Annotated in this window: 1 protein-coding gene; it reads right to left on the reverse strand. The window is 56.1% G+C overall.

Features of this window, described 5'->3' with window-relative positions; all coding sequences use genetic code 11:
• Positions 1 to 355: hypothetical protein (locus KH400_RS30225; protein WP_217228521.1), on the reverse strand; the 355-nt coding region annotated here is incomplete at both ends.

A 355-nucleotide genomic window follows, 5' to 3' on the forward strand; every position in this document is an offset into this window, starting at 1 on the left:
CTCTCCTCCCTTCCTTTCTTTTTCCCTCTCCTTCCCACCCCCCTCCCCCCTTTTTTCCTTTCTCTCTTTCTCCTTCCCCTCTTCCCTTTCTCTTTAAAATTTCCCCTCCTTCTTTCCCTCCCCCTTTTTCTCCTCCCTCTCTCCCTCCCTCCCCTTTCCCTTTTCCCCCCCCCTCTCTCTCTTCCCCTCTCTCCCCCCCCCTTCTTCCTTCTCTCCCTCCCCCTTCCCCTCCTCCCTTTTTTTTTCCCCTTTCCTCTCCCTCCTTTTTTTCTCTCCTCCCTTCCTTCTCCCCTTCCCCTTCTCCATCTTCTCCCTCCCCCCCCCCTTCCTCTCCTTTCTCTTCTCCCCCTCTCCT

The organism is Desertibacillus haloalkaliphilus (assembly GCF_019039105.1).
Classification (GTDB): domain Bacteria; phylum Bacillota; class Bacilli; order Bacillales; family KJ1-10-99; genus Desertibacillus; species Desertibacillus haloalkaliphilus.